The organism is Ralstonia sp. 110700041-2 (assembly GCF_056280165.1).
This window is the reverse complement of the sequence record NZ_JBSFAI010000001.1, coordinates 177604-200717: the sequence shown is the minus strand read 5'-3', so window position 1 is coordinate 200717 and position 23114 is coordinate 177604. Positions and strand designations below refer to the sequence as shown.

Below are 23114 nucleotides of genomic sequence, written 5' to 3'. Positions count from 1 at the left end.
TCAATCGAAAAACTGTTGCGGTGCGGCGGTGCTGACGCTCAACGCTCGACGATGCGGTTCCAGCGCTTGCTCCATTCCGGGCGCTCGGCGTTGATCACGTCCCAGTCCAGCGCAACGGCCGTCTTCAGGATGGTGTTCATCTTGTTCTGCTCTTCCGCCGCCTTGCCCTTGAGCGGGGCCTTGGGGTTAACTGGATTGTAGGAGCCGTTTTCCATGGCGAGTGCCTGCGCCTCGGGGCTGATCAGGTAGTCCGCGAGCTTCTGCGCCAGCTCGGCATCCGGGTTGTTGGCCAGCACGCACTGCGCCGTCAGCAGAACGACAGCGCCTTCCTTGGGTGCGACAAATTCCATGGGGATGCCCTTCGATTTCATCAGCTCCACCTGCGTGAGCGTGTAGGGGAACAGCGCCGCATCACCCGCCTGCATCATCTCCACCACCTTCGACGAGTTGGGGATGTACTCGACCACGTTCGGGCCGATGGTCGTGGGCCATGCCTTGAAAGCCGGGTCGACGTTCTTTTCGGTGCCGCCCTTCAGCCGGTTGAACATCAGGAAAGCGTCCAGCCCGAACGACGAAGCCGGCATGGATTGCACGACCACCTTGCCCTTGTATTTCGGGTCAGCCAGATCGCCCCACGAGGTGGGCGACGTCCAGCCCTTGTCGGCGAAGATCTTGGTGCTGTAGGCGAGGCCGGTCAGCCCCATCGACAGGCCCACCGCGTAGTCCCCCTTGAGGTGCGCAATGGCGGGCACGGCCGACAGGTTGGCCGAGGGCTTGAGTTTTTCGCACAGCCCCATGCCGATCGCGCGGAACATGACACCGTCGTCCAGCGTCATCACGTGCATCTGTGCCTTGCCTTTGGTCGCCTGCGCCTTGGCGAGGATGTCGGTCGAGGTGCCCGGCACGACGACGACCTTGACGTTGTTGGCCTTCTCGAACGGCGGGAACACGAACTGCGTGTAGGTGCGTTCCATGTTGCCGCCGTTCATGCCGATGTACAGCGTCTTGGTTTCCGCATGGGCGGCGCCGGCGGCGAGCAGCGCGGTTCCGGCAGCCGCAGCAATGATGGACGTGAACGAGGTTTTCGCGTGTTTCACAAGCATGGTGGTCTCCTGGGGCATCAAGTGCATCAAGCTGCAGGTGGTAGAAAGCGTTGGATGGAAAAGGGCTCGATCGGCGTGGAAGTGCGACCCTCGGCAATCAGTTCGGCCATGACATCGCCCACGCCGGGGCCGAGCTGGAAGCCCGCACCGGCAAAGCCGAACGCGTGGAACAGGCCGGGGCGGCGGGCACTGGGGCCAATCACGGGCTGGTCGTCGGGCAGATTGCCTTCCGTGCCGCTCCAGGTGCGGATGATGTGGGCGCCCGTGAGTTGCGGCAGCAGGGCAGCCAACTGCGGCAGCTGACGCAGGATCGCCACGTGCGACGAGCGTGCTCGCTGGTCGTCCAGCACGTAGCCGCGCCCGCCGCCGAACACCACATTGCCGCGCCGCACCTGGCGGCAGTAGATGCCGCCGCCTTCCACGCCCAGGCTCCAGGGCAGGAAGAACGGCAGCGGCTCGGTCACGCCCATGGTGGGCGGGATGGTGAACATGGGCACGGGCTCGCCCCATTGCGCGGCAAACTGGGCTGCCCAGGCTCCGGCGCAGTTGACCAGCGCGGAGGCTTTGACCTCCAGATCGCGGTCATGTTGACGAGCATGGATGACGAAGCGTGTGCCATCGTGCTCGACCGATTGCACCGGCGCGTGCTCGCGCACATCGGCGCCGGCAGCCTGCGCGGCGCGAGCGAACGCGGGCGACAGCAGGCGCGGATTGGCTTGTCCATCTTCCGGGCACAGCGAGCCGCCGACGATCTGCTCGCCGCCCATCGGAAAAACTTTCTGCAGCGCAGCCCGGCCTTCGATGAGCTGCAGCCCCAGGCCAAACCCCTCGCTGCGCGCTGCATAGCTGGCCAGCGATTCCATGTCGGCCACGCTGCGCGCGATCTTGAAGTGCCCGCTGCGCTCGTACTCGGCCTCGGTACCGATCAGCTCGGTCAGGCGCCCCCAGATATGGTGCGAACGCTGGGCCAGCGGCAGCTGCTCGATGGAGCGCCCCTGGCGCCGTACACCGCCAAAATTGACGCCGCTGGAGCGCGAGCCGCACAGGTCGCGTTCGAGCAAGGTGACGGCCAGCCCGCGCCGCCGCAGGAACAGTGCCGTGGCGCTGCCCATGATGCCGCCGCCGATGATGGCCACGTCGCATGCAAGCTGCTCACGCATGGTGGTCCTCCGGTTCGATCACCTCGGTCACATCCAGCGGCAGCGGCTTGATCGGGGCCTGCCCGCGCAATCGGCCCACCTGTGCCGGCGGAACGGACTGCGCATGCGCCAGGATTTCCGCCGCCGCGGCGCCGCACATCCGGCCCTGGCAGCGGCCCATGCCGATTCGGCACAGCGCCTTCAGCCGGTTCAGTTCATGCACGCCGCATTCGGCGGCCGTCTGGCGAAGGGTGCCGGCGGTGACGTTTTCGCAGCGACACACCACCAGATCGTCGCTGGCGTGCGCGGCCCAGTCATCGGGAAACGGGAAGGCGATTTCCAGCGCGTGGCGGAACCGCTCGATCTTCTGCAGGCGCTGGCGCAGCGCGGCCAAGCGATCGGCGTCGACGGTGATTTGCCGATCCTGCAACAGGGCGAGCGCGGCCAATTCGCCGGAGTACTCGGCTGCGTCGGCGCCCATGATGCCCGCGCCATCGCCCGCCAGATAGACGCCCGCGACGGAGCTGCGCCGCATGGCGTCGATGCCCGGCACATGGCAGCGGTGCAGCGCAGAAAACTCGAACACGCAGCCCAGCAGATCGGCGAGTTGTGTTTCGGGCCGCAGCGCGTAGCCCATGCCCACCGCGGAACAAGCCGTGCGTTGTTCGCGGCCGGCGCTGTCTTGCCAGACGAGTCGCTCGACCCCGGCGTCGCCCTCTGCGCGCAACAAACGCACGCCGTGATGCATGGGGATGCCGTGCAGCTTGAGCCAGCCCACCAGCGCCATGCCCTTGGCCATGACGGCAGGCTGGCCCAACATGGCCGGCGCCGCCTTGTAGCGCGCGGAAGCCGGAGCAGTGTCGAGCACCGCCACGACATTCGCGCCGGCCTTCGCGTACTGGCAGGCCACCAGATACAGCAGCGGGCCCGTGCCGGCAAACACCACGGCATCGCCAATCGCGCAGCCTTGGTACTTGAGCGCGACTTGCGCGCCGCCGAGCGTATAGACGCCCGGCAGCGTCCAACCCGGGATCGGCAGCACACGGTCTGTGGCGCCCGTGGCGACGATCACATCGCGCCAGGGCAGGCTGCTGACTGCGCGCGTTGGAACGTGCAGCAGGTCGAGCAGATCGGGCTGGGCATTCCAGACCAGGGTCTGCGGGTGGTAGTCGATCTGTGGCTGGAGCTGGTCAAAGGCGGCATGTACGGCCTGCGCTCGCGCGGCTTCGGTGCCATACAAATCTGCGGCACTCCGGGCGAAGCCATCCGGCTGCCGGCGATAGATCTGGCCGCCGGCGCGCGGGGCTTCGTCCAGCACGATGGGCTTGAGGCCGTGTGCCAGCAGCGTCTGCGCTGCACGCACACCTGCCGGCCCGGCACCGATGATGACGGGCGGCAGATCCTCCTGCGACTGGCGCTGCAGCGTGGGGGCGGGTTGCGTCATCACGCGGCTCCCTCGTTGCCGGTCGGTTGCGTGCAGATGTGCATGCCTGGTTCGATCATGGTCTGGCAGGCACGCAGCGATTTGCCGTCGGCCAGACGCACCCAGCAATCCTGGCAGGCGCCCATCAGGCAGAAGCCGGCGCGCGGCTGCTGGCTGAATTCGTTGATGCGCAACTGGCGTGTGTGCGTGAGCACGGCCGTCAGGACAGTGTCCCCGGCAAGGGCTTCAGCGGGCTGGCCGTCGAGCACGAAGGCCACTGTGGGGCGATTGCGCTCTTTGAGGCGCTGGAGCTGCGCGCGGGCAGAGCGGTTTGCAGGAGCGTTCATCGTGATCTGTATCTCAATGCTTGCCGATCAGAATCCGGTCCAGGCCGTAGACCTTGTCCAGCAGCAGCATCAGCGCGAGCGTGAGGAAGACGATCAGCGCCGAGACGGCGGCCATCATCGGGTCGAGCGATTCCGTGGCGTACATGTACATGCGCACCGGCAGCGTGACGGTGGCGGGCGACACCACGAAGATCGACATGGTCAGTTCATCAAAGCTGTTGATGAAGGCCAGCAGCCAGCCGCCCGTGATGCCCGGCAGGATCATCGGCAGCGTCATGCGGCGGAACACCGTCAAGCTGCTTGCGCCCAGCGAATAGGCCGCGTGCTCGACCGAGTGGTCAAAGCCCACCAGCGCAGCCATCACCAGCCGCATGGTGTACGGCGTAACGATCAGCGCATGCGCGAAGATCAGCCAGCCGAAGCTGCCTTGCCCGCCCACCAGCGAGAACATGCGCAGCAGCGCCACGCCCAGCACAAGGTGCGGAATGATCAGCGGCGACAGGAACACGCCCTGCAAATACTGCAGCCCCGGCGCGCGGAAGCGGACGATGGCCATGGCGGCCGGCACGGCCAGCGCGGTCGACAGCGTGGCCGCTGCCAAGCCCAGCCACAGGCTGTTCCAGAACGACTGCACGAAGTCGGGGTGATGCAGCACCTGGTCGAACCAGCGCAGCGAGAAATGACTGGTTGGCAGCGTGAGCGTTTCTTCGGGCGTGAAGGCGACGATGCACACGATCACCAGCGGTGCCAGCATGAAGGTGATGACGAGCGCATTGAAGATGAGCGCGAGCGGTCCGTTCTTTTGCATGTGCGCTCCTTCAGCCCAACGTCTTCTTGTAGCGGCCTTCGATCATGCGGTTCCAGCCCAGCATGATGACGAGGTTGGCCGCCAGCAGGATCAGCGCGATGGCAGCGCCCAGCGGCCAGTTCAGTTCGTTCAGGTATTCGTCGTAGATGAGCGTGGCGACCATCTTCACGCGGCGCCCGCCCAGTAGCCCCGGAATGGCGAATGAGCTGGCCGCCAGGCCGAACACGATGAGGCTGCCCGACAGAATGCCCGGCATGACCTGCGGCAGCACCACGCGGCGCAACGTCGTGAAGTGCGAGGCGGACAACGACAGCGCGGCGTTTTCCACCCACGGGTCGAGCTTTTGCAGTGATGTCCACACCGGAATCACCATGAACGGCAGCATCACGTGCACCAGCGCAATCACCACGGCCGTCTCGTTGTACAGCAGCTTGACCGAGCCGATGCCAACGGCCTTGAACGCGGCGTTGATCAGGCCTTCGGGCCCGAGCAGCATGCTCCAGCCGAATGCGCGCACCACGACGGAGATCAGCAGCGGCGCCAGGATGATGAGGAGAAAGATCGAGCGCCAGGGCTTGCGCATCCGGCTCAGGATGTAGGCCTCGGGCGCGCCGATCAGTATGCAGATCAGCGTCACGAAGGCCGACACGCGCAGCGTGCGCCAGAAGATCTCGTAGTAGTACGGGTCTTGCACCACGTGCAGGTAGTGCGCAAACGTGAAGGTGCCCGCAATGGGGCCTTTGTCGGCGTCGAACGCGTTGAACGACAGCATCACGCTCAGCGCCAGCGGCACGAACAACATCACGCCGAAGAGCGCCAGCGCCGGGCCGGTCATGCTCCACGGCACCCAGATCGGTCTGCGGCTCATGCTGCGTTACCCTCGGTGCCGATCACGCGCACATAGCGGTCTTGCCAATCCACGCCCACGGTCTGGCCCACTTCGCGCGGGGCGTCGCCATCGTTCACGGCGGATACCAGCATCGCGCCCAGCGGCGTGTCGACGGTGTACATCCACTGGTTGCCGAGGAAGAAGCGTTCGGTCACGCGGCCTTCGCAGCGGCCGTTGCCGTCGGCGTTGCACGTCATTTTTTCGGGGCGCAGCGCCAGCACGACCTTGCTGCTCACGGGTGTGCCCGGCGGCAGAGTCAGGTGCACGGAACCGACCGATGCGCGAAGTTCGCCATTGGCGCCCGACTCCACCGCTGCATGCAGCAGGTTGGCCTTGCCGACAAAGGTGGAGATGAATGCATTGCTCGGATGCTCATACACCGCCAGCGGCGTATCCACCTGCGTGATGCGGCCTGCCTCCATGACGACCACGCGGTCGCTGATCGACATGGCTTCGGCCTGGTCGTGGGTGACCATGATGGTGGTCGTGCCGACCTTGCGCTGGATTTCACGCAGCTCGAACTGCATCTCTTCGCGCAGCTTGGCGTCCAGGTTCGACAGCGGCTCGTCCAGCAGCAGCACCGGCGGTTTGATGACCAGCGCGCGTGCCAGGGCCACGCGCTGGCGCTGGCCGCCCGACAGCTCACGCGGGTAGCGGTCGATATGTTTGTCCAGATGCACGAGCGCCAGCGTCTGCATGGCGCGCTCGCGGCGCTCTGCTGCGGGGCACTTGCGCATCTCCAGCCCGAACTCCACGTTCTCGCGCACCGTCATGTGCGGAAACAGCGCGTAGGTCTGGAACACGATCCCCAGGCCGCGCGCGTTGGCTTTCGCACGGGTGATGTCCTTGCCGTCCAGCTCGATCGAGCCCTCGGTCACCTCTGCGAAGCCCGCAATCATCTGCAGCGTCGTCGTCTTGCCGCAGCCGGACGGGCCCAGCAGCGAGACGAATTCGCCCTTGTGCACGTTCAGGTTGAAGTCCTGAACGACCCGGAGGTCGCCGTACTGCTTGGAGACATGGTTCAGGCGCAGAAAACTCATCGGTGATCCTTTGCGACTGGGGGCGTCGCCAGACTCTTCCAATTGAACAATATGGATATGCTATTGCAACAGGTGTGCCAAAACATCGATTTAGCCTAGGTGTATACGCTGTAATTGGAATTTTTATCGTATTTATTCCGTTCATCGGAATACAATCGATCCACCAAATTCAGTCCATTCCAGCTTTATGTCTGTCGATTCCGAAGACGACGCGCATCAGCGCAGCGCCATGCACCGCACCTTCCAGATCCTGCGCACCATGGCGGAGCAGCAGCACCAAGGTGTGCGCGTCACCTACCTGGCCAAGACCCTGGGAATGACCCCCGCCACCACCCACCGCCTGCTGCAGGGGCTCACGCAGGAAGGCATGGTCGAGCAGGACCAGCAGAACAAGCTGTACCGGCTGAGCCTGGACCTCTTCTGCCTGGCGGCCCAGGCGGGCGCGGTGAACGACTTGCGCTCCGTCGCCCGGCCGGCCTTGTTGCGGCTGAATGCCAGCCTGGGCGACACGGTGCTGCTGCTGGTGCGCTCGGGCTTCGATGCGGTGTGCCTGGATCGCGTGGAAGGGCAGTACCCCATTCGCACCTTCACCGGCGATGTGGGCGGCCGGATCGAACTCGGCGTCGGCCAGGGCGCGCTGGTGATCCTTGCGCACCTGCCCGACGCCGAGCAGGAGGAAGTGCTGCGCTACAACCTGCCGCGCATCCGGCACTACAGCGTCTACGACGAGGTCTATCTGCGCTCCGAGGTCAGGAAGGCACGCGAGCGCGGCTACAGCGCCAAAACAGACGGGCTGCTCGAAGGCATGGCCGGTATTGCCGTGCCCGTGTTCGATCGCAACGGCAACGTCGTCGCCGCGCTTTCCGTCGGTACGCTCGCCAACCGCCTGAGCGCCGATCGCCTGCCCATCGTCTACGACATGCTGCTGCGCGAGGCCAATCGGCTGACCACGCAGATCAATCCGTTCGATCCGACGCTGCGCCGCCCGATGCAATCAATGGCTGTGAGCGATACCTATCGCGCCATCTGACCCGGCGGCCGTTCGAGCACGCGCCCCGGGTTCAGCAGGCATTGCGGGTCGAGTGCCTGCTTGATCGTCCGCATCAACTGCAGGGCCACAGGCGCCTTGTAGTGCGGAAGGTGATCGCGCTTGAGCGCGCCGATGCCGTGCTCGGCCGAGATCGAACCGCCAAAGCGGTGGACGGACTGGTACACCGCATCGCCAATCGCAGCCTCATGCGCAGCAACGAACGCCGCAGCGTCCGCACCGGCCGGCGGCTGTACGTTGTAATGCAGGTTGCCGTCGCCCAGGTGCCCGAAGTTGATGAGCCGCAGCCCCGGCGCGAGCGCCTGCAGTTGCGCATCGGTCTGCGCCACGAACTCGGGGATGCGCGAGATCGGCACCGAGACATCGTGTTTGATGTTGGGCCCTTCGGCGGCCTGGGCCAGGGTGATGCTTTCGCGGATGTGCCACAGGTCGTGCGCTTGCCGGATGTTTTCGGCAATGATCGCGTCGGTCACGATGCCGTCTTCCATCGCGGTTTCCAGCAGGTGTTCGAACTGCGCGCGGGCATGCGCCTCGGATTCACTGTCGGACGCTTCCAGCAGCACGCACCACATCGTTTCGCGCCACATCGGCACGCGCAGATGCGGATAGTGCGTGTTGACCAACCTGAGCCCTTCCTGGCTCATCACCTCAAAACCCGTGAGCGCCGCAGACAGATGCCGGTGCGACAACGCCAGCAATGCCGTGGCGGCTTGCAGCGAAGGCACCGCGGCCCACGCCGTCAATTGCGCGGCCGGTTGCGGATACAGCCGCAGCGTGGCCGCCGTGATGATGCCCAGCGTGCCCTCGCTGCCGATGAACAGATTGCGCAGGTCATAGCCGGTGTTGTCCTTGCGCAGGCCTTGCAGGCTCTCCCAGACTTGGCCGTCGGGCAGCACGACTTCCAGCCCCAGGCACAGCTCGCGCGCGTTGCCATAGCGCAGCACCTGCGTGCCGCCCGCGTTGGTCGCCAGGTTGCCGCCGATGGTGCAGCTGCCTTCCGCACCCAGGCTCAGCGGGAACAGCATGCCGGCCTCGCTCGCCACGTCCTGCAGCGACTGGAGTACGCAACCGGCGTCCACCGTTATCGTCATGTTGGCGGCGTCGATGGCGCGCACGGTCTGCATGCGGCGCAGGCTCAGGATGATTTGCTCGCCGCTGGCGTCGGGCACCGAGCCTTCCACCAGCCCTGTATTGCCACCCTGCGGCACGATGGACACACCGGCTTGTGCGCACGCGCGCACGACCGCGGCCACTTCGGCCGTGCAGCCGGGCCGCACCACGCACAGCGCCTTGCCGCGCACGCGCTGGCGCCAATCAGATTCGTATTCGGCGCAGTCGTCGCCGGTCAGAACATTGGCGGCCCCCACGATGTCGCGCAAGGCCGGAATCAGGTTGTCGGGTGTCATGGCAATGCGATGAAGGTTGTCTCTGTCTGAGGAGGCGTCAACGCATGACTAGCGCCACGGCTGCGGCCAGCCTCTGCACGGCCTGTTCCATCTGCGGCACCTCGGGCGCGGCAAACGACAGGCGCATGGTGTTGAGTTGCGCGTTGTCCGGGTAGAACGCCTTGCCGGGCACATAGAGCACCTGCTGCGACACGGCGGCATCAAAAAGTGCCTGCGGGTCGATCGACGGCGCGAAGGTGGCCCAGACAAACATGCCGCCCGCCGGCGTGGCGCACTGCACACGGCCATCCAGCTGCGTGGTGATACCTTGCACCAGGGCCAGCATGCGCCGCTGATACTCGATGCGGGCGCGCTGCACCGTAGCCGGATAGCGGCCGCTTTCCAGATAGTGGGCCGCCACCATCTGCGCCAGCGGAGACGTACACAGATCCACCGTCTGTTTGGCGATGGCGCAGCGGCGCAGCAGGCTGGCATCGGCCAGCATCCAGCCGATCCGCAGCGCAGGTGCGACGGTCTTGGAAAGGCTGGAGAGATATACCACCGGGTTCATGCCGCCCACGGCCTGCCGATCGCCCACCGCGCGCAGCGTGGGTGGCATGGCAGCGGCGTCGCCCTCTGCCGTATCAAAGCGCAGCTCGCCGTAGGGATCGTCTTCCACCGCCCAGAAGCCGTGCGCGCAGGCCAGCTGCACCAGGGCTTCGCGCCGCTGGGCGGCGAGCAGCGTGCCGCGCGGGTTGGAAAAATTCGGGACGGTGTAGAGCAGCTTGGGGCGCTGCGTGGCAGGCAGTTGATGCAGCAGGTCGGCCAGTGCATCGGTCTGCAGGCCGTGTTCGTCCATCGGTATCGGAACGATGCGGGCCTGCGCCAGGCGCAAGGCTTGCAGCGTGGCAGGGTAGGCCGGCACTTCCACCAGCACCGTATCCCCCGGTTCGATCAACGCCCGCACCAGCAGGTCGAAGGCTTGCTGCGAGCCGGTGGTGACCATCATCTGTTCGGTGCTGGCCTGGATGCCGCGTGCGTCCATCAATGCGGCGAGCGCCGTGCGGAGGACGGGCAGTCCTTCAGTCGCGCCGTACTGCAAGGCCTGCGTATCGCCCGTCATGGCTTGGCCGGCGGCGTGCGCCAGGCCTTCAGCGTCGAACAGGCTCGGCGACGGATAGCCGCCCGCCAGCGAGATCATCCCCGGCTGGCTGAGGTACGGAAACAGTTCACGGATGGGCGAGCCGGCAGGGTTCGCGAACGGGGCGGCAAAGCCCGGCATGGCGGCTGGCGTGTGCGGGCCGGTCATTCGGCATCCACCACGGGCGTGCCGCGCAGCACGGCGCGCACCTGATCGATGGAGCGCTGCTGCGCTGCCTCGTACAGCGCGATTTCGTCATGCACGCGTGCGCCCAGCGCGGTCTCAAAGGCCTGCTGCGCGGCGTGGGCCTGATACTGCTTCTGCTCCTCACCGCCCAGGTTGGATTGGAAGATGCCCGCCGCGCTCACTGGCAAGAAATCTTCATACGTGATGGGGTCCGCTTGCACCCAGCCCTTGACCAGAAGTTCATCCAACGACGCATCAGCTGCCGCGGCTGCGTCGGCCTGTGCATGGCCCGACGGCGTGAGCGTGTAACGATAGAACGCCAGCCCTTGCGCACGCAGCGCGTCATGGCTATCGGGAAAGGCGCTGAACGCCTGGGCCAACCGGCTTCCGTAGTTGGGTGCGGCACTGCCGGCATTGCCCATGTTGCGCACCTCCGCCAGCAGTTGGTCGTAGAGCGCGCGGCCCTTGCGCGTGAGGGCCACGCCGCGCTGCTCGATTTCGCCAAAGCGTGCCGTGTGGGCGCCTGCATCGTCGGTAAAGAGCACCGCTTCCTGCAGCGCCTTGAAGCTGGTCTGGCGCAGCAGGATGGGGCAGTCGCGGCGCGGCGGACCTTCCACCACATCCTTGGCGTCCATGCCGCGTGTGGGCATGGCGGCCTGTGCGGCGTCGATGTCGAGCGTGCGCGGTGTCAGGTGGTTGATGTGGGGGCCGCGGAAGCACACCACGTCCGCCACCAGGCGGTGAGCGGCTTGCAGCGCGCGATACGTCTCGGCGTCAACCGTGGCGGTGATGTGCCAGCGGAAGGTCTCCAGCGCTTCGCGTACGAACGCGTCGGCATCTGCGTCGGCCAGGCCGCCGTCGGCTTCGCATTGGGCGATCAATTCGAGCACGCGCGGGGTAAAGATCTGGCGGCGCGCCAGGATGGCAGCGGCCTTCTCGCGCAGGGTGGCGTCGGCAATCAACTCAAGCCGCAGCAGCGAGGTGAACACGCGAAACGGGTTGGCCAGCAACGCGGCATCGGTTACAGGGCGAAACGCCGTCGAATGCACGGGCACGCCGGCCACCGACAGATCGTAGTAACCCACCGGTTCCATGCCCATGACGGCAAACAGCCGGCGCAGCGTGGCCAGCTCGGCCGCCGTGCCGACACGGATGGCGCCGTGGCGCTCGATATCCAGCCGCTCCAGTTCGCCGGACTGCGCCATCTGCGCGCGCAGCGCGGGCTGAGCGTCCAGCGTGCTGGCGTTGATGTCTGCCACCAACTCGACCAGCGTGCCGTATTGCGGCACCTCCTCGCGGTACATGGCCGACATGGCGCGCGAAAAGCGCGAGCGGATTTCGTTTGCGTGGACGAACTTGGAGGCCGAAGGTTGATGCGCTGCGCTCATGATTGGATTGCGGTTTGGCAGGGGTGGGAGCGATACTAGGGTGGCGAATGAAGGCCGGTCAAACGATAATCCGGGCGTAGGTCATTCCAAAACAGAATGAACGTTGCGACTTCCGCACCGCACAGCTCACACGCTCCCATGTTCCTGTCCCGCCGCTTCCTGCCGCCGATGTCCTTGCTATGCGCGTTCGAGGCCGCCGCGCGCCACCAGAGCTTCACGGCCGCCGCCGCCGAGCTGCACCTGACGCAAAGTGCCGTCAGTCGCCAGATTCGCGCGCTGGAAGAGCGTCTTGGCGCAGAACTGTTCGTGCGTGAACGCCAGACCGTGCGCCTGAGCGCAGCGGGCCAGGCGTATGCGGAGGAAATCCGCGGCGCGTTGATGCGCATCTCGAGCGCCACGGTGGGGTTCCGAGCCAATCCGCAGGGCGGCAGTCTGAATCTGGCCATCCTCCCGACCTTCGGCACCCGTTGGCTGGCGCCGCGCCTGCCGGCGTTTTTTGACCAGCACCCCGGCATCACCATCAATCTGACGACGCGGTTGTCGCAGTTCGACTTTCAACTTGAAGCGGTGGATGCGGCGATCCATTTCGGTACGCCGCACTGGCCGGGGGCGGAACTCGCCCTGCTGATGAGCGAAACCGTCGTCCCCGCCTGCAGCCCGGCGCTGCTGGCCCGCTACGACTTTGCGCAGCCGCGCGATCTGCTGCATGCGCCGCTATTGCATCTGGCCTCGCGTCCCGATGCCTGGCCGCGCTGGCTGGCAAGCCATCACGTGGCGGGTGCAGAACCCCAAGGCATGCTGTTCGACCAATTTGCCACCGCCGCACAAGCGGCCGTCGCGGGGCTGGGCGTGGCGTTACTGCCGCGTTTTCTGATTACCCACGAGCTGCAGCAGGGCGATCTGGTGCAGGCGCTGCCGCATGTGCCCGAGATGGAAAGTGCCGAGCGCTACTACCTCGCCTGGCCCACCAGCCGCGCTGACTATCCGCCGCTCCAGGCGCTGCGGACATGGCTTGTAAAGGCGGCACAAGACTTCATGCCAACGCAGGCAGCCGAGTGAGACGCAACGCTTTCGCACAGCACAGGCACGCGCGAGTTCGGCACCAAACCAACGGTGGCCAAGCAGGGCATGACGCATCCACCGGGCTTCTGTAGAGTTCGCAGATCGAATCGGTTGGATCGGGTCAGCGGTGCTCAAAACCCGGTCGACGCCAAACAAAACTGACGTTATCTCTGCCCATGTCCATCCAACACGCACTGCTGACATCCCTGCTGGAAAAGCCCTCGTCGGGCTACGAGCTTGCTCGACGCTTTGACAAGTCGATGGGATATTTCTGGAGCGCCACGCATCAGCAGATCTACCGCGAACTCGGGCGCATGGCCGAAGCCGGCTGGGTGAGCATGGAAGAAGAGGAAGACAGCCGCAAGAAGACGTATACCGTCCTGCCGCCGGGCCGGGACGAACTCGCGCGCTGGGTGCTGGAGCCGACCGTGTCGTCGGACAACCGCGAAGAAGTGCTGGTGAAGCTGCGTGCCGACGCCGTGATCGGCCCGCTCGGTTTTGCCGACGAGATGCAGCGCCTGATCGAGCAGCACCGCACGCGGCTGAACACCTTCCGCGAAATCGAGCAGCGCGATTTTGCGCGGCCCGATCTCACGCGTGCGCAGCAGTTGCAGCACGCGGTGCTGCAGCGCGGCATCGTTTACGAAGAAGGCTGGCTCGCGTGGGCAGACGATGTGCTGCCGTTGCTGGAGCCAGCCTCAGTGACCGCGTAAGCCTTAAGCCGTCGCCTTACTATCGGCCGCGGTGCGCAGCGCTTCGATGTTGTTCAGGCGCCGGCGTGCCACCTCGAACTCCTCGGCAAAGCGCTTGACGAGTTCCGCCGCCGGCACCACGCGCTTGACCGCGCCCACGCCCTGGCCGGCGCCCCAGATGTCTTTCCACGCCTTGGCCTTTGCGCCGCCGCCCGAGCCGAAGTTCATCTTGCTCGGGTCCGATTCCGGCAGAGCGTCCGGGTCCAGGCCGGCGCCTTCGATGCTCTTGCGCAGGTAGTTGCCGTGCACGCCAGTGAACAGGTTCGTGTAGACGATATCGCTGGCGGTGCTTTCCACGATCGCTTGCTTGTAGCCCTCGATCGCATTCGCTTCTTCGGTGGCGATGAACGCCGAACCGACATAGGCCAGATCCGCGCCGGCCGCCAGCGCTGCCAGGATGGCGTTGCCGTTGGCGATGGCGCCCGACAGCAGCAGCGGGCCATCGAACCATTCGCGAATTTCGTGGATCAGCGCAAACGGCGAGGTTGTGCCGGCATGGCCGCCTGCGCCCGCCGCCACGGCGATCAGGCCATCCGCGCCTTTCTCGATCGCCTTCTTGGCGAATTTATTGTTGATGACGTCGTGCAGCACGATGCCGCCGTAGCTGTGCACCGCCTGGTTCACGTCTTCACGCGCGCCCAGCGACGTGATGACGATGGGCACCTTGTACTTCACGCACAGCTCCAGGTCGTGCTCCAGGCGGTCGTTCGACTTGTGCACGATCTGGTTGACGGCAAATGGCGCCGACGGCTTGTCAGGGTGCTGGGCGTCGTATTCGGCCAGCTCCCTGGTGATGCGCTGCAGCCACGTTTCCAGCAGCTCGGCCGGGCGTGCGTTGAGCGCCGGGAACGAGCCAACCACGCCCGCCTTGCACTGCGCGATCACGAGGTCGGGGTTGGAAATGATGAACAGCGGCGAGCCCACTACGGGCACGGACAGGCGGTTTTGCAGAATTGGCGGCAGCGACATATGGCAGTCTCCGTTGGAATCGTTATGGAATGAGGGGAAGGGCGCGAGCGGGTGTCAGGCTTCGGCCTTGAGCAGCGCGAGCTTGTCGCCCAGCTTGGCGCCCATGGCCGCGCCGAGAGCCTGCAGGCCGCTGGCCGGGCGCACCATGACTTCAAACTCGACGATCTTGCCTTCAGCGTTGAAGCGCACCATGTCAATGCCCTTGAGGGCCTTGCCGCTCACGTTGGCACTGAATTCCAGCACCACGCTGGCGCCGTCGCCGGTGACGAAGCTGCGGTGGTATTTGAAGTCTTCAAAGACGGTGTTGACGGTGCGAAGCACCAGCGTGGTCGCCGTGCGGCCCGGGTAAGGCGTGTGCGCCACGGGTGAGCGGAAGACCACTTCATCGGCGAACAGCCGGTCGAGATCGTCCATGTTGCCGCTCTCGAGCATGGTGTGCCAAGCCTCGAGCGTGGCCTGCGCGGGGGCGTTCAGTGTCTGGGGAATCGGCTGCGGCATGCTGGCTCCTGGGCAGAAAGTGCAACGGATTGCATCAACGTGGCATGCAACATAGCACAGCCAACTTTCTCTATGCAACAAGTTGCATAGTGGAGCCATTCGACTTCAGCCGAGGTCAGCCGACAGCGCTTTGTGGGTGCTGTGCACGTACCACGATGACGGTGCGGTGCGACAGGCGCGCCGTGCGCTCGGCCACGCTGCCCAGCAGAATGCGCGCGAGTCCGTGCTTGCCTTGCGAGCCCACGACGATGGTGTCGGCCTGCCAGCGTTCGGCTTCGTGCTCCAGCGCGTTGCCGATGTCGTCGTCGGTGGCGTCGAGTATCAGCACGCCGGTTTCAGCAGCGGTGCCGTCTGCGTCGAACTGGCGCTGCAGTTCGACCAGCGATGCGCTGGCCGTCCGGTGGGCCTCTTCGCGCAACGTGTCGACGCTGTAGATTTCGCGCGATTCCGGCATGGCCGGCGAGCCGATCGCCCAGACGATCCGGACCCGGCCGTTGAACGCGCGGGCGAGGGCGGCCGCTTCTTCGACCGCCAAGTGGGATTCATGTGTGCCGTCGAAAGCGGCAAGAATGCGTTGATGCATGGGGCGCTCCGCAGAATCGGAATGGGAATGCCACACTGTAGCAGCGCAGGTGGGCGATGCTGCACCCCGGATGTGCCCGGGTTGTGCAGCGTCAAACGGGCGCCGTCGTGCGCACGGGGTGCGCCAGCAGCAAGTCCAGCAACCCCTGGGCCGCGACCGACAGGCTGCGCCCGTCGCGCCGGATGACATACAGCGTGCGCACCAGCCCCGGCAGTGGCAGCTGCCGCACCACCAGCTCGGGCAGGCGGAACTGGAACAACGCCAGCGCCGGAATGACGGTGATGCCGAGGTTGGCCGCCACGAGCGCGGCCGCCGTGGCCAGATGTTCGACTTCCATGCCGCTGCGGAGCTTGGTTGGGTGCAGCGCCGCATCGAGGTACTGCCGGATGCTCGTGTTGCGCGCAAGGTGGATGAACGGCGTATCGATAAGATCCCCCACGGCCAGCGCCGGCTTGCGCGAAAGCGGGTGCTCCTGATGGCAGACGAGGTGGAAGTCGTCGGTGCAGAACTGCTGGGCGGCTAGGCCCGCCATGTCGGCGCCCATGGCCGCGATGGCGAAGTCCGCCGCCCCGCGCCGGACCATGTCGATGCAGGGGTCGGACAGTTGATCGTGCAGCGCCAGCTGAATGCCCGGATGCTGCGCGGAGAACGCGGCCAGCACACCCGGCAGGATGCCCGCGGCAATCGACGGCAGCGCGGCCACCGTCACGCGTCCGGTGCGTGTCGAGGCGCGATCGCGCAGCTCGGAAAACGTCGCCTCGAAATCGGCCAGCAGGCGCAGCGCCGATTCCGCAAAGGCTTCGCCCTCTGGGGTCAGTTCAACATGGCGCGTATTGCGGTCGAACAGGCGCACGCCGGCATCGGCCTCCAGGTTCTGGATCAGCGCGCTGAAAGCCGATTGCGACAAGTGGCATGTCTGTGCCGCCTGCGTGAAGTTCTTGTGCGCGCGCAGCGCGGCAAAGGCGCGGAGCTGTTTGACGGAGAGGTTCATGGCGATGCCGGGCGTGATGCGCCAGCTTAGCCTGGAATCTCCAGCGTGAGCAGCGCGCTGGACAGCGATTTGCCATGCGCATCCAGCGCCAGCGATCGCGTCACGCCGCCGGCCAGCGCGCCGTGCAGCACGAAGTTCAGCGCGCCCAGTTGCGGGAGCACGTAGCGCTCGACTTCGCCGTGGACGAGTTCAGCGAAATGCGCACGCACGCGCTCGGCCGTCACGTGTTGTTCGAGCATGGCAAATTCTTCGGCGCATTCCGGACGAAGGGCGATGACGGAGATGCACGAGATGTCGCCCTTGTCGCCGGCGCGGGTGTGGGCGAGATCGCGGAGGGTGCGGGGCATGTCAGCTCTCCAGAATGTGCACGGCGTGCGGGGCGAGTTCAGCGGGAATCAACGTCGAGGCCACGGCGATGATCTCGCGCGCGCTCTTGGTCGCGCCGCCGCCGCCGGACGGCCCGCAGGTCAGCAGGGTTTCCACTTCGTTGCCGATGCGCACGGCTTCGGCCATCGACTCAGTGCGCGCGGCCACGCGCACGCGCACTTCGTACGGTTCGGCATCGGTGCGGGAAAGGGCTGCGCCATGCAGCGCATCCACGCCAATCAGCTCGAAGCGCGTTTCCGTCATCTGTACGCCGGTGAGCGCAAGCCGCTCGCGCACGATGTCGAGCGCCAGCTTGCCGCGGGCCACCGCGTTGGGGCCGGCATAGCTGATCTGGCCTTCACCGATATAGCTGTCGAGATAGCCGATCGAAACCTTCAACTGGCCCGTGCGCGGTGTGCCGGTGGCCCCTTCAATGACGACGCGGTCTTTGCCGTCGGCGTGCATGCGCACGTTGGAGAAGTCCGCTACCACGTCAGGCGTGAGGTAGCGCGCCGGGTCGTGGATCTCGTACAGCAACTGCTCCTTGCACGTGGCTTCGGTGACAAGGCCGCCTGCCGTGGCGACTTTGGTGATGCGCACCGAGCCGTCTTCACCCACCTCGCCAATGGGGAAGCCCAGGCGTGCGAGGTTAGGTACGTCCTTGATGCCGGGGTCGGCAAAGTAGCCGCCGGTGATTTGTCCGGCGCATTCAAGCAGATGGCCGGCCAGCGTGCCGCAGCCCAGGCGGTGCCAGTCGTCCATGCGCCATCCAAACGCATGGATGAGCGGCCCAAGCGCCAGCGCCGGATCGGCCACGCGCCCGGTGATGACGACGTCCGCGCCCTGCGCCAGCGCATCGACAATGCCCTGCGCGCCGAGGTACGCATTGGCCGACACCATGCGCGTGTGCAGCGATGCGACTGGCGCGCCGCCATCCATCAGCGTGAAGTCCTGGCCGCGGGCTTGCAGCAGGTCGAACACGTCGTCGCCCGTCACGGCCGCCACGCGCAGCTTGGGGCCCAGCTCGCGGGCGATGTCGCGCGTGCGCTCCGCCGCCGCCTGCGGGTTGGCCGCGCCCATGTTGGTGACGATGCGGATGCCGCGTGCCGCGCAGGCCGGCAGTACTGCCCGCATGCGCGCTTCGAGCAGCGGGTCGTAGCCATGCGACGGATCTTTGCGTCGCACCTGCTGTGCGAGCGCAATGGTGCGCTCGGCCAGGCATTCGAACATCAGCACGTCGATGTCGCCGTGCTCGGCCAATTCCAGCGCCGGTTCGATGCGGTCGCCTGAGTAACCGGCGCCGCCGCCGATGCGGAGTGTTTTCAACGCGGTCTTCATGCCATCACCACGGAAGCACGCCCAGCACCACGGCCACTGCGGTCATCAGCAGCGAGGCACCGAACAGGAAGGGGATCGAGAATTTCTGGTGGTCGGCCAGATCGATGCCGCACAGGCCCACCACGAGAAAGGTCGCCGGTGTGAGCGGGCTGACCGGAAAGCCGGTGGTCATCTGGCCGAGCACGGCGGCCTGTGCCACATGCACCGGCGCAACGCCCAGCATCTTCGACGCTTCGGCCACGACGGGCAGCACACCGAAGTAGAACGAATCCGGATCGAACAGCAGAGACAGCGGCATCGACAGCACGCCCAGCACCACCGGGATGTGGTGCGCCATGCCGGGCGGAATGAAATCGACCGCCGTCTTCGCCATGGCGGTGAGCATGCCGGATTTGCTCATGATGCCGGTGAACACGCCTGCCGCCAGCAGGATGCTCGCCATCATCAGCGCGGCCTTGGCGTGGGCGTCCACGCGCTGGCGTTGCTGATCGACGTTCGGGTAGTTGATCAGCAGCGCGGCCACCACGCCCAGCATGAACATCACCACCGGGTCCACCTTGCCGCTCACCATCACGCCCATCACCACGACGGTGAGGATGAGGTTGATCCAGAAATTGCGCGGGCGGCGCAACGCCTGCTCTGCATCCGTCAGGGGGCGCGCGACGACCTGCGTGCCGCCGGCGTGGTTGGCCAGGCCCAGGCGCTTCTCTTCACGCTTGCCGAGCAGCCATGCGCACGCGAACACGAAAACGAGCCCGGCAATCTGCACCGGGATCAGCGGGTTGAAGATGTCCGTGACGGGCATATGCAGGGATGCGGACGCGCGGATCATCGGCCCCGTCCACGGCAGGAAGTTCACGCCGCACGCCATCGACGTCACGCACGCCAGGATGCGGCGGTCCATGCCGAGGCGGTCATAAAGCGGCAGCATGGCCGGAATGGTGATGAGGAACGCCACCGCGCCCGAGCCGTCCAGGTGAATCAGCAGCGCCAGCAGGGCAGAACCCACCACGATGCGCGGCGGACGGCTGCCCACGGTGCGCAGGATGCGGTCGATGATCGGGTCCAGCATGCCGGCGTCGGTCACGATGCCGAAGTACAGGATGGCGAAGATGAACATCCCCGCCACGGGCGCGACGTCCTTGATGCCGCCGATGATGAACTTGCTGGTGTTGAGCCCAAACCCGCCTACGAGCGCGGCGATGACGGGAATGGCGATGAGCGCGACCAGCGGCGACATGCGTTTGGTCAGGATGACGACAAACAGCGCGACGATGGTCAGCAGCCCGAGCATTGCGAGCATGGTCTCCTCCGAGTTTTTTGGATTCGGAACCCCTGTTGGCGGGATTTAGGAGCGACTGTAGAAGTTGGTGATCTGCCTGTGAAACAGAATATTTGGATTGATTGTGCGGATTCGCCGATGAGTGGCGCCGACGCCGCCCGCCAAATCCCGGCAGAATGTCTCGCATTCCAATCCGCCATTCACTGCCGGAGACACCGTGAGCGCTACCCCGACCGTCCTGATCCTGCCCGGCTGGCAGAACTCCGGCCCCGAGCATTGGCAATCGTGTTGGGAACGCCGGCATGGTGATCGCCGTGTCGAACAGCGCGACTGGTGTGCGCCGAAGCGTGCGGATTGGATGGCTGCGCTGGAGGCCGAAGTGAGCGCAGCCCCTGGCGACGTCGTATTGGTGGCGCACAGCCTCGGTTGCGTGCTGACGGCGCATTGGGCGGCCACCTCGGCCCGTGCAGTGCGCGTGCGCGGCGCTTTGCTGGTTGCGCCGCCGCAGCTCGATCGCGCTGACATGCCGTCGGAGTTGGCGGATTTTCGGCCCATTCCGCAGCAGCGTTTGCCGTTTCCCGCTGTGCTCGTGTTCAGTACCAACGATCCGTTCAGCGACGCTGGCTGGAGCCACGGCCAAGCCGAAGTGTGGGGAGCGGAGCCCGTCGATATGGGTGCGCGCGGCCATATCAACGCCGAATCGGGTTTGGGTGAATGGCCGGAAGCCCGCGCCATCGTCACAAAGTGGACGAAAGACCTTATCTAGCGATGCCGGAACGTGGGGCTTGACCCTGAAGCTTCTTCAGGGTTTTGAATGGAGGCATGAAACCTGATCTCGCCTCCAGCCTGCCTGTCCACGACCACGCCAAGCCGGAAGCCTCCGGCTGTGGGGGTTGCTGCGGTCACGCACAACCGGTCGCCAGGGACACCACCCAACCTGCGCATGATCATCACGATCACGACCATCACGATCACGACCATCACGATCACGACCATCACGTTCATGATCACGGCCACGCGCCCGAAGTTGCGGCGCCCGCCAATGCGGCGGCACGCGCAGCCGCCACCGGCCGCACCGTCGTGCGCGTCGAGCAGATGGATTGCCCCACCGAAGAGCGCATGATCCGCGCCAGGCTGGGTAGCGCGGATGGCGTCGTCGCGCTGGATTTCAATTTGCTCGAGCGCCATCTCACCATCCACCACACCGTTGACGATGTGGCGCCCTTCCTGGAGGCGCTGCGGGCCATCGGCATGGATGGCGAGGTGCTTGAACAGCGCGAGCGCGAGCGCCTGTCCGCAGCATCTGCGGAGCCCACCCGGATCTCGCGCCGCACGTGGCTGCTCGGTATCGGCGGCGTGACTGCCTTCGGTGCGGAAGCCATCGCCTGGTCGCTGGGCGATCACGCCTGGCCGGTGTTGGCGTTGGCACTGGCTTCCATCGCATTGGCCGGCGGTCCCACGCTGCGCAAGGGCTGGATTGCCGTGCGCGCGCTCACGTTCAATATCAACTTCCTGATGGCGGTGGCCGTCATCGGCGCGCTGCTGATCGGCAAGTGGGCCGAAGCCGCCATGGTGATCTTTCTGTTTGCCGTGGCCGAAGCCATCGAAGCGCGCGCGCTGGTGCGTGCCCGCGATGCCGTACGCGCCCTGACCGCCATCGCGCCGGACACCGCAGAGTTGGCCGATGGCGCGGGCGGCTGGCGCGATGTGGCGGTCGACAGCGTTTTCGTTGGCGCGCGCCTGCGTGTGCGCACCGGCAGCCGCGTGCCAGTCGACGCGCGCATCGTGAGCGGCCGCGCCGCGCTGGACGAATCGCCGGTCACGGGCGAAAGCCTGCCGGTGGAAAAAGCCATTGGAGACACCATCCTTGCCGGCACGATCGTCACCGACGGCTTGGTCGAGGCGCAAGCCACGGCGCTGGCTGCGGATAGTACGCTGGCGCGTATCGCCGGGGCCATCCAGCAAGCGCAATCGCAGCGTGCGCCGACGCAGCGCTTTGTCGACAAGTTCTCTTCCATCTACACGCCCGCGATGATGTTGCTGGCGTTGGCGGTGGCCGTCATCGGCCCGCTGGTCACGGCCGACGGTTGGCTGGCGTGGACCTATCGCGCACTCGTGCTGCTGGTGATTGCCTGCCCGTGCGCGTTGGTGATCTCCACGCCGGTCACGGTGGTCAGCGGCCTGGCTGCCGCCGCACGCCGTGGCATCGTCGTCAAGGGCGGCGTGTATCTGGAAAGCGGCCGGCGCCTGCGCGCGCTGGCGCTGGACAAGACCGGCACGCTCACCGCAGGCCGGCCGCTGCTCGACGCGGTGATGTTGCCCGACGGCGCACGCCGCGCCGTCGCGGATCTGAACGCCGCGACCGACGCGACACAGTTGCATGCGCTGGCAGTGGCCGCGGCGCTCGATGCCAACACCACGCACCCGATTGCCGTAGCCATCGTGCAGGCCGCTGCGGCGCACGGCGCGGTCGATGCGAATTCAGTGGAAAACTTGTCGGTGCTGCCGGGCCGCGGTGTGGCGGGCACGCTGGGCGGCGTGCGTTGGCATCTGGGCAACGCGGCGCTTGTTGCAGAGCGAGGCTTCGATACCTCCGTCTGGCGGGCCGCTGCAGAGTCGTTGCAAGCCGAAGGCATGTCTGCCGTCACGCTATGCGATGCGAACGGCGCCGTGGCGCTCTTTGGCGTGCGCGACCGCGAGCGCGCGGAAAGCGCCGAGGCCATCGCCGCATTGCGCGCGCTGGACGTGACGCCCGTCATGCTCACCGGCGACGACCGCCGCGCCGCACAGGCCATCGCCAAGACGGTCGGCATCGACAACGTGCACGCAGAGCAGCTCCCCGCCGATAAGCAGCGCGTGGTGGGCGAGCTTGCTACCCAACACGGCTTGGTCGGCATGGTCGGCGACGGCATCAACGACGCGCCGGCGCTGGCGCGCGCCGACATCGGTTTCGCCATGGGCGCCGCCGGTACCGCCACCGCGCTGGAAGCTGCCGACGTGGCCATCATGGACGACGACCCGCGCAAGCTCGCGAGCTTCATCCGCATCAGCCGCCGTACGGTAGCCTTGCTGCGTCAGAACATCGTGCTGGCACTCGGCATCAAGGCCGTGTTTCTGGCGCTGGCCGTGATGGGCGACGCGACGTTGTGGATGGCCATCTTCGCCGATGTGGGCGCGAGCCTGCTGGTGGTGTTCAACGGCCTGCGGGTGATGCGCGTGCGCGCGTGATGTGCCGGCGCGCGAGGTCACTCGATCAGCCCAGACAGGCGATGAGGTCGTCAGCCGAGCAGCGCGCGCTTTCGCCGGCCGGAATCGTCTGCTCCCATGCGATGACGCCGGGGTGGCGTTCTCTATTGCGCTAGGCAGGTACCGGCGA

General features: G+C 66.1%; 23 protein-coding genes. 5 read left to right on the top strand and 18 right to left on the bottom strand.

Annotated features, from left to right (window positions below):
• Window positions 1–38: 38 nt before the first annotated feature.
• Genes ACUXH0_RS00965 through ACUXH0_RS00935 form a run of 7 tightly spaced genes read right to left on the bottom strand, consistent with a single transcriptional unit; the run spans window position 39 to window position 6749 of the window.
• Window positions 39–1103 (bottom strand): ABC transporter substrate-binding protein, encoded by a 1065-nt coding sequence (locus ACUXH0_RS00965; RefSeq protein WP_182593602.1) that lies wholly within the window; start codon window positions 1101–1103, stop codon window positions 39–41.
• A 26-nt stretch (window positions 1104–1129) separates the two neighbouring features.
• On the bottom strand, window positions 1130–2263 hold the full coding sequence (locus ACUXH0_RS00960; RefSeq protein ID WP_182593603.1) for an NAD(P)/FAD-dependent oxidoreductase: 1134 nt from the start codon (window positions 2261–2263) through the stop codon (window positions 1130–1132).
• Entirely contained in the window at window positions 2256–3686 is a 1431-nt protein-coding gene (locus ACUXH0_RS00955) for an FAD/NAD(P)-dependent oxidoreductase (protein WP_182593604.1), read from the bottom strand. Before ACUXH0_RS00955 ends, ACUXH0_RS00960 begins: the two co-directional genes overlap by 8 nt.
• Complete coding sequence (locus tag ACUXH0_RS00950; RefSeq protein WP_182593605.1) at window positions 3686–4012, bottom strand: (2Fe-2S)-binding protein; 327 nt, start codon at window positions 4010–4012, stop codon at window positions 3686–3688. Before ACUXH0_RS00950 ends, ACUXH0_RS00955 begins: the two co-directional genes overlap by 1 nt.
• Before the next feature lie 13 nt (window positions 4013–4025).
• Window positions 4026–4820, bottom strand: coding sequence for an ABC transporter permease (locus tag ACUXH0_RS00945; protein WP_102065478.1), 795 nt, complete (start codon window positions 4818–4820; stop codon window positions 4026–4028).
• Between the two features lie 10 nt (window positions 4821–4830).
• Window positions 4831–5688 (bottom strand): ABC transporter permease, encoded by an 858-nt coding sequence (locus tag ACUXH0_RS00940; RefSeq protein WP_182593606.1) that lies wholly within the window; start codon window positions 5686–5688, stop codon window positions 4831–4833.
• On the bottom strand, window positions 5685–6749 hold the full coding sequence (locus tag ACUXH0_RS00935) for an ABC transporter ATP-binding protein (protein ID WP_182593607.1): 1065 nt from the start codon (window positions 6747–6749) through the stop codon (window positions 5685–5687). Before ACUXH0_RS00935 ends, ACUXH0_RS00940 begins: the two co-directional genes overlap by 4 nt.
• A 187-nt stretch (window positions 6750–6936) precedes the next feature.
• Here ACUXH0_RS00935 and ACUXH0_RS00930 point away from each other — a divergent pair, with 187 nt between their 5' ends.
• Window positions 6937–7779, top strand: a complete 843-nt coding sequence (locus ACUXH0_RS00930; RefSeq protein WP_024542125.1) for an IclR family transcriptional regulator — start codon at window positions 6937–6939, stop codon at window positions 7777–7779.
• Here ACUXH0_RS00930 and ACUXH0_RS00925 read toward each other — a convergent pair.
• Genes ACUXH0_RS00925 through hglS form a run of 3 tightly spaced genes read right to left on the bottom strand, consistent with a single transcriptional unit; the run spans window position 7764 to window position 11897 of the window.
• Window positions 7764–9203: an FAD-binding oxidoreductase gene (locus ACUXH0_RS00925; RefSeq protein ID WP_182593608.1), complete on the bottom strand. Its 1440-nt coding sequence runs from the start codon at window positions 9201–9203 to the stop codon at window positions 7764–7766. The two genes, ACUXH0_RS00930 and ACUXH0_RS00925, sit on opposite strands and share 16 nt — an antisense overlap.
• Before the next feature lie 37 nt (window positions 9204–9240).
• Window positions 9241–10491, bottom strand: coding sequence for an aminotransferase-like domain-containing protein (locus ACUXH0_RS00920; RefSeq protein WP_182593609.1), 1251 nt, complete (start codon window positions 10489–10491; stop codon window positions 9241–9243).
• Window positions 10488–11897, bottom strand: a complete 1410-nt coding sequence (hglS, locus tag ACUXH0_RS00915; RefSeq protein ID WP_182593610.1) for a 2-oxoadipate dioxygenase/decarboxylase HglS — start codon at window positions 11895–11897, stop codon at window positions 10488–10490. Before hglS ends, ACUXH0_RS00920 begins: the two co-directional genes overlap by 4 nt.
• Before the next feature lie 138 nt (window positions 11898–12035).
• Here hglS and ACUXH0_RS00910 point away from each other — a divergent pair, with 138 nt between their 5' ends.
• The gene (locus tag ACUXH0_RS00910) at window positions 12036–12956 is read left to right on the top strand and encodes a LysR family transcriptional regulator (RefSeq protein WP_024542122.1); all 921 of its coding nucleotides are present in this window, start codon (window positions 12036–12038) and stop codon (window positions 12954–12956) included.
• Window positions 12957–13135: 179 nt separating this feature from the next.
• A complete protein-coding gene (locus ACUXH0_RS00905) occupies window positions 13136–13672 on the top strand; it encodes a PadR family transcriptional regulator (RefSeq protein ID WP_004631375.1) in 537 nt (178 codons plus the stop codon).
• 3 nt (window positions 13673–13675) lie between these two features.
• Here ACUXH0_RS00905 and ACUXH0_RS00900 read toward each other — a convergent pair whose 3' ends face one another.
• The 7 genes from ACUXH0_RS00900 to ACUXH0_RS00870 all read right to left on the bottom strand — a co-directional run bounded on the left by ACUXH0_RS00900 (window position 13676) and on the right by ACUXH0_RS00870 (window position 19759).
• Window positions 13676–14680, bottom strand: coding sequence for an NAD(P)H-dependent flavin oxidoreductase (locus tag ACUXH0_RS00900; protein ID WP_182593611.1), 1005 nt, complete (start codon window positions 14678–14680; stop codon window positions 13676–13678).
• 54 nt (window positions 14681–14734) lie between these two features.
• A complete protein-coding gene (locus ACUXH0_RS00895; RefSeq protein WP_004631377.1) occupies window positions 14735–15178 on the bottom strand; it encodes a nuclear transport factor 2 family protein in 444 nt (147 codons plus the stop codon).
• Window positions 15179–15293: 115 nt separating this feature from the next.
• Entirely contained in the window at window positions 15294–15761 is a 468-nt protein-coding gene (locus ACUXH0_RS00890) for a universal stress protein (protein ID WP_004631378.1), read from the bottom strand.
• A 91-nt stretch (window positions 15762–15852) separates the two neighbouring features.
• Window positions 15853–16752, bottom strand: a complete 900-nt coding sequence (locus ACUXH0_RS00885) for a LysR family transcriptional regulator (RefSeq protein ID WP_182593612.1) — start codon at window positions 16750–16752, stop codon at window positions 15853–15855.
• Between the two features lie 26 nt (window positions 16753–16778).
• Window positions 16779–17099, bottom strand: a complete 321-nt coding sequence (locus tag ACUXH0_RS00880; RefSeq protein WP_182593613.1) for an AtuA-related protein — start codon at window positions 17097–17099, stop codon at window positions 16779–16781.
• 1 nt (window position 17100) lies between these two features.
• A complete protein-coding gene (locus tag ACUXH0_RS00875) occupies window positions 17101–18456 on the bottom strand; it encodes an acyclic terpene utilization AtuA family protein (RefSeq protein WP_182593614.1) in 1356 nt (451 codons plus the stop codon).
• 4 nt (window positions 18457–18460) lie between these two features.
• Entirely contained in the window at window positions 18461–19759 is a 1299-nt protein-coding gene (locus ACUXH0_RS00870) for a CitMHS family transporter (RefSeq protein WP_182593615.1), read from the bottom strand.
• A gap of 196 nt (window positions 19760–19955) precedes the next feature.
• Between ACUXH0_RS00870 and ACUXH0_RS00865 the strand changes: the two genes are divergently transcribed.
• Window positions 19956–20504: an RBBP9/YdeN family alpha/beta hydrolase gene (locus tag ACUXH0_RS00865; protein WP_024542116.1), complete on the top strand. Its 549-nt coding sequence runs from the start codon at window positions 19956–19958 to the stop codon at window positions 20502–20504.
• Here the strand turns inward: ACUXH0_RS00865 and ACUXH0_RS00860 are convergent.
• Window positions 20501–20926 carry a hypothetical protein gene (locus ACUXH0_RS00860; protein WP_259393659.1) on the bottom strand — a complete coding sequence of 142 codons (426 nt, stop codon included), beginning with the start codon at window positions 20924–20926 and terminating at the stop codon, window positions 20501–20503. The genes ACUXH0_RS00865 and ACUXH0_RS00860 overlap by 4 nt on opposite strands.
• On the opposite strand from ACUXH0_RS00860, the gene ACUXH0_RS00855 reads away from it, so the two are divergent.
• Window positions 20834–22966 (top strand): heavy metal translocating P-type ATPase, encoded by a 2133-nt coding sequence (locus tag ACUXH0_RS00855; protein ID WP_259393658.1) that lies wholly within the window; start codon window positions 20834–20836, stop codon window positions 22964–22966. The genes ACUXH0_RS00860 and ACUXH0_RS00855 overlap by 93 nt on opposite strands.
• Window positions 22967–23114: the final 148 nt, after the last annotated feature.

Bases quoted from the DNA above. Each gene is read 5' to 3' on its own strand.
- ACUXH0_RS00890 (WP_004631378.1), bottom strand. From the start codon at position 15,761: ATGCATCAACGCATTCTTGCCGCTTTCGACGGCACACATGAATCCCAC.
- ACUXH0_RS00855 (WP_259393658.1), top strand. From the start codon at position 20,834: ATGGATTGCCCCACCGAAGAGCGCATGATCCGCGCCAGGCTGGGTAGC.
- ACUXH0_RS00920 (WP_182593609.1), bottom strand. From the start codon at position 10,491: ATGACCGGCCCGCACACGCCAGCCGCCATGCCGGGCTTTGCCGCCCCG.
- ACUXH0_RS00885 (WP_182593612.1), bottom strand. From the start codon at position 16,752: ATGAACCTCTCCGTCAAACAGCTCCGCGCCTTTGCCGCGCTGCGCGCG.
- ACUXH0_RS00900 (WP_182593611.1), bottom strand. From the start codon at position 14,680: ATGTCGCTGCCGCCAATTCTGCAAAACCGCCTGTCCGTGCCCGTAGTG.
- ACUXH0_RS00870 (WP_182593615.1), bottom strand. From the start codon at position 19,759: ATGCTCGCAATGCTCGGGCTGCTGACCATCGTCGCGCTGTTTGTCGTC.
- ACUXH0_RS00950 (WP_182593605.1), bottom strand. From the start codon at position 4,012: ATGAACGCTCCTGCAAACCGCTCTGCCCGCGCGCAGCTCCAGCGCCTC.
- ACUXH0_RS00955 (WP_182593604.1), bottom strand. From the start codon at position 3,686: ATGACGCAACCCGCCCCCACGCTGCAGCGCCAGTCGCAGGAGGATCTG.
- ACUXH0_RS00965 (WP_182593602.1), bottom strand. From the start codon at position 1,103: ATGCTTGTGAAACACGCGAAAACCTCGTTCACGTCCATCATTGCTGCG.
- ACUXH0_RS00895 (WP_004631377.1), bottom strand. From the start codon at position 15,178: ATGCCGCAGCCGATTCCCCAGACACTGAACGCCCCCGCGCAGGCCACG.
- ACUXH0_RS00875 (WP_182593614.1), bottom strand. From the start codon at position 18,456: ATGAAGACCGCGTTGAAAACACTCCGCATCGGCGGCGGCGCCGGTTAC.
- hglS (WP_182593610.1), bottom strand. From the start codon at position 11,897: ATGAGCGCAGCGCATCAACCTTCGGCCTCCAAGTTCGTCCACGCAAAC.
- ACUXH0_RS00905 (WP_004631375.1), top strand. From the start codon at position 13,136: ATGTCCATCCAACACGCACTGCTGACATCCCTGCTGGAAAAGCCCTCG.
- ACUXH0_RS00940 (WP_182593606.1), bottom strand. From the start codon at position 5,688: ATGAGCCGCAGACCGATCTGGGTGCCGTGGAGCATGACCGGCCCGGCG.
- ACUXH0_RS00960 (WP_182593603.1), bottom strand. From the start codon at position 2,263: ATGCGTGAGCAGCTTGCATGCGACGTGGCCATCATCGGCGGCGGCATC.
- ACUXH0_RS00935 (WP_182593607.1), bottom strand. From the start codon at position 6,749: ATGAGTTTTCTGCGCCTGAACCATGTCTCCAAGCAGTACGGCGACCTC.
- ACUXH0_RS00910 (WP_024542122.1), top strand. From the start codon at position 12,036: ATGTTCCTGTCCCGCCGCTTCCTGCCGCCGATGTCCTTGCTATGCGCG.
- ACUXH0_RS00930 (WP_024542125.1), top strand. From the start codon at position 6,937: ATGTCTGTCGATTCCGAAGACGACGCGCATCAGCGCAGCGCCATGCAC.
- ACUXH0_RS00945 (WP_102065478.1), bottom strand. From the start codon at position 4,820: ATGCAAAAGAACGGACCGCTCGCGCTCATCTTCAATGCGCTCGTCATC.
- ACUXH0_RS00925 (WP_182593608.1), bottom strand. From the start codon at position 9,203: ATGACACCCGACAACCTGATTCCGGCCTTGCGCGACATCGTGGGGGCC.
- ACUXH0_RS00880 (WP_182593613.1), bottom strand. From the start codon at position 17,099: ATGCCCCGCACCCTCCGCGATCTCGCCCACACCCGCGCCGGCGACAAG.
- ACUXH0_RS00860 (WP_259393659.1), bottom strand. From the start codon at position 20,926: ATGGCGCTCGAGCAAATTGAAATCCAGCGCGACGACGCCATCCGCGCT.